The organism is Streptomyces sp. NPDC047515, from assembly GCF_040643055.1.
In the GTDB taxonomy this organism is placed as follows: domain Bacteria; phylum Actinomycetota; class Actinomycetes; order Streptomycetales; family Streptomycetaceae; genus Streptomyces.
Genome location: NZ_JBEYTM010000136.1, coordinates 1 through 4042, shown reverse-complemented (window position 1 = coordinate 4042; position 4042 = coordinate 1). Strand labels below are relative to the sequence as shown.

At 65.9% G+C, this 4042-nt stretch carries 5 protein-coding genes; all 5 read left to right on the top strand.

What is annotated here, in order from left to right:
• Nucleotides 1–1676: YwqJ-related putative deaminase (locus ABZ826_RS38930; RefSeq protein WP_361459273.1), on the top strand; the 1676-nt coding region annotated here is incomplete at its 5' end.
• Nucleotides 1677–1704: 28 nt separating this feature from the next.
• Nucleotides 1705–2181: an SUKH-3 domain-containing protein gene (locus ABZ826_RS38925; protein WP_361459271.1), complete on the top strand. Its 477-nt coding sequence runs from the start codon at nt 1705–1707 to the stop codon at nt 2179–2181.
• A complete protein-coding gene (locus ABZ826_RS38920) occupies nt 2174–2554 on the top strand; it encodes a YwqJ-related putative deaminase (protein ID WP_361459269.1) in 381 nt (126 codons plus the stop codon). Before ABZ826_RS38925 ends, ABZ826_RS38920 begins: the two co-directional genes overlap by 8 nt.
• 305 nt (nt 2555–2859) lie before the next feature.
• Nucleotides 2860–3222 carry a hypothetical protein gene (locus tag ABZ826_RS38915; protein WP_361459267.1) on the top strand — a complete coding sequence of 121 codons (363 nt, stop codon included), beginning with the start codon at nt 2860–2862 and terminating at the stop codon, nt 3220–3222.
• Nucleotides 3201–3587 carry a hypothetical protein gene (locus ABZ826_RS38910; protein WP_361459265.1) on the top strand — a complete coding sequence of 129 codons (387 nt, stop codon included), beginning with the start codon at nt 3201–3203 and terminating at the stop codon, nt 3585–3587. The genes ABZ826_RS38915 and ABZ826_RS38910 overlap by 22 nt, the downstream gene beginning before the upstream one ends.
• Nucleotides 3588–4042: the final 455 nt, after the last annotated feature.

Sequence of the window (4042 nt, the reverse complement as noted above, 5' to 3'; positions counted from 1 at the left end):
CCGTCGCGGGGAAGGCGGGCAAGGTCATCGACCCGATGACCTACATCGCCAAGGGCGCCGGCGCCGGCCTCTCCAAGATCGGCGACATCACCAAGGGCATCAAGGGCATCAGCAACATCGAAATCCCCACACTCCCCGACAACGCGATCACCCTGCCCGAGGGCTCGCTGAAGCTGCCCGACGGCACCGTCCACCTCCCCGAAGGCGCCGCCATCCCCGAGGGCGGGGTCAAACTCCCCGACGGGAACGTCAAGCTCCCCGACAACGCACCCGTCCTGCCCGAGGGCACCACGAAACTCCCCACCGGTCCCGGTGAGCCGGCTCGCTACTTCGACCAGGACTGCAATCTCCTCGACGAGAACGGAAACGTCCTCCAGAAAGCCGAGAACGCTCCCAGCGGTCACACCCCCGACACCGGCACTCCGCACACCGGCGCGGACACCCCGCACACCGAGCCTCCCTCCCCCGCCAGAGAGCCTGCCCTCGTCGGCGCCGGAGCCCACACCGCCGACAACGGGGCGCACGCCGGTGCCGACGCCGGGAACAACGTCATCCATCTCGGCGACAGCCTCGGCAACGACCTCGGGGACGTCGGCCGCGCCGGAGACGACCTCAACGGCCCCACCCCCCACACCGGCGACAACCTCCCCGGCAGCAACGCGGACAGCCGACTCCCCCATGGCGGAGTGGGCGACAACATGCCCACGAACCACGCCGACGACAACCTCCCCGGCGACAGCACCAACCGCGGCCCCGGCGGCCCTGGCGACGGCCACGGCCCCATCGCCGGACATGAATCGCCCGCCCACCACACCGGCGGACACGGAGACGGACCCGGCGGTCCGCACGACCCGGCGCCCGCTCACCACAGCGATCACACACCAAACAGCCATGCCGACGACGGCGCACACCATGGCACCCACGACGCTCGTGATCCGCATGCGGAGCACCTTGCGGACGACGGGCTGCCGCATGACGTCGGCGCCCCGCACTCCGATGGCGAGCACAGCTCCGACGGTTCGAATCACCATGACGGCGACGGCCCGGAGAACCAGCCGCAAGGCACGCCTCTGGACCCCCAGCCCGGCTGGCACGGTCAAAGCGCGGACCAGATGCGCCACTACCGGCGCCCGGCCCTGGATGTTTCGCACCTGCCTCTGAAGGATCAGCTTTCTGTTCTGGAACGCGAATCAGCTGCGCTCGCCGATGACGCCCTCGACGCCACTCCCGGAGCGGCGCACCCCGGCCAGAACCAGCTCAACTCGGGATGTGCAGGAAGTCTGTTGCACGACAACGTGATCTCCAGCCACAGCAGCACCACGAAAATGCACGGCCAGAAGCTACCGAAAACGCATCAAGTCCTTGACGGGATCCTGAAGGACGTCGGCAACAAGCTTGATGCTGCCGGAATGAAGAAGGGCCTTGGTCATGGAAAATGCGCGGAGGTATCCCTGATCGGTGACCGCCTGCACCAACTGGACCCGACAGGATCATCGATCCGCACAATCGATGACGCAAGGGAAGCCCTTGAAGGCAGCGTGATGCACACACGTCAAATCGGGAACGTCTATGACCGCGCCACCGGTGAGCTCGAACGCGCGCATGGCGACTTCCTCGCCCCGTGTTACACATGCAGGCATGTGCTGCCGCAGTTGGGTATTCACGTACACTCGTGATGCGTCGGCTCACGGAACGGAACGGATAATGAGCTCCGAAGATTTCACACCCGAAGTACGTGACTGGTTGGCGGTAAACGGCTGGTCACCAGGCCGCGACATCGGAGACCATGCCGAAGAGCTCATTCAAGTCCGGGTACAGGATGCCCAGCGGCAAGGCGTCGCACTGACTCCTGTACCCGCCGCGGTACGCCTCATCCACACATACGGCATGCTGCGCCTCGCCCACCCCAGGGTGCCGGACATGGCCTGGGTCATGAAGCCGACGATCGGATACGACGGCGACGCGGAAGCCATCAAGGAACTGGCATCCGGCCTCGGAACGGAGCTTTTTCCCATCGGCTACGAATCTTCCGAGTACGGAATTCTGCTGGCTGACGAGAAAGGGCGCCTCTTCCACCTCCACCACACCGGAGGCTATTACTTGGGCGAGAACACCTCCGATGCTTTTTCCAGGTTCTTGGGCGGCGTATCCGACCCGGATGCGGAGGATTTCTTTGTCTGAGCAGTTCCCCGCCGTAGCCTCCTCGTTGCTGATCGGCGGCAAGGTCTTCAGCCACACCAGCCTGGCCGGGGAAGGGACCGTCGGACTTCACCCGGCCATCCGGTCGTTCATCGACACACTGCCGGGCGACGTGCCCTTCACCGGACGCTGCGCCGAATCCGCCCTGCTGTCCGACCAACTGTGGGCGCTCGACTCCGGTCGAAACGACGGCCGGACGACGGCCCTCGACGAAGCGGCTCCGCACTTCGAAGAGTCCGCCATCGTCTCCAAGATGATCCGCGGCCACGGGCATCCCGATCACGGCAAGACCACCGAACCGTGCGGCGTCTGCCGACTCCTCCTTCAGAAGCTGGGCGTGCACGTGATCTCCTGACGCTGCAACGCCGCGTCCGACAACTCACCGCTCTTGAGCGGCTGCGGAGCATCGTCGGGGACAACCCCGAGCCGGCGTTCGCCCACGGGCACTCGCGCGCCTGATGCGCAAGCACATGCGCCGTGCGGCTCTGTGGGGGACCCGCCCGGACCGGAGAACTCGATCCCTGATGGCACTTCCCCGAATCGACATCGACGACTGGCACCCGGCCTCTCGAACAGCAACGAGGTGATGGAGGCTGCCCTCCAGGAGCTCCGTTCGAAGGGTCCTGGGCGCCTCCCGCCCCTGACGCGTCGCGGCGCGGCATGGCACGAATCGACATCGACGACCCAGAATTCGAAATGGACGAAGGTGAGGTCGTCTTCTATCGAGGAGAGCGTTTCACCGGCGAGGTGGTCGAATACCAAAAGGGTGCGCTCGTCAGCCTCGTCACTTACAAGGAAGGGGTCGAGGACGGCCCTTCCAAGGAGTGGTACATGGATGGAACCCTGAGGTCCGATGGAGTGCTGCGGGGAGGGTTCCCGGTCGGTGAGTCCAAGGATTGGCATCCCAACGGGAGGCTGGCCGCGCGCGTGCTCATGAGCGCGAACGGACTGCGGCAGCTGGAGATCACCGAGTGGGACGACGAGGGGGACCTGACGAAGGAGTGGCGCGCCGAGCGCGGTTGATGCCGGGCCGGGTCGACATCGACGACCCCCGAGTCGACGTGGATCAGGGGCAGCGCCTGTTGTACAGGGGGGAACTCTTCACCGGCGAGGTCGAGGAGCGTCTGGGGGGTGCTCTTGTCAGCCTCGACCCCTACGTCGTCGGAGTGCAGCATGGCCCCAGCCGCGAGTGGTACGAGGACGGCACGCTCCGGTCCGAGTCGACGGCCCACGAGGGGCGTCCGGTAGGGGTGTCCAGGGAATGGCATCCGAACGGTGTGCTCGCCTCCGAGGTGGAGTTCTCCGAGAACGGTCTGACCATGCTCGCCGAGCGCCGCTGGGACGAAGAGGGCCGGCCGACGAAGAACTGGAGTGCGAGCGAGGGCTGACTCCGGCCCGTAGGCCAACGAGTGAACAACGAACCGTCGCCACATCGGGCGTGCGCCTGCGGCGCCGGGAAGGGCGGCCGTTCTTCGACGTCCGCGAGTACGATCCGCAGGCGGTCGGCCCGCCCCTCACGATCGTGCGCATGGCGTGAAGATCGACCGGAGATCTTCGGGAGCTCCGTCGCGCCGGGAGGGCTCCCGTCCTCCGCACTCCGGTCAAGTGCTCCGTTTCTGCTCCTCATTGCCCGTGCCGTGCTTCGGTGACCATGTCACAGCCTGTCCACAGCCGTGAGGCCCTCGATTGCTTCGGCGCCGCCGGAGTTGATAGGGATGAGGGTCACATTTGTTTGCTCAGGTTCGGCAGGGGGGACTGGATGAAGTTCGACATGGGGGCCCAGGTTCTGACGACTCTGTCGTCGAAGTCGCGTGGGTCGAGTACTGATCTGGGGACGTTGATT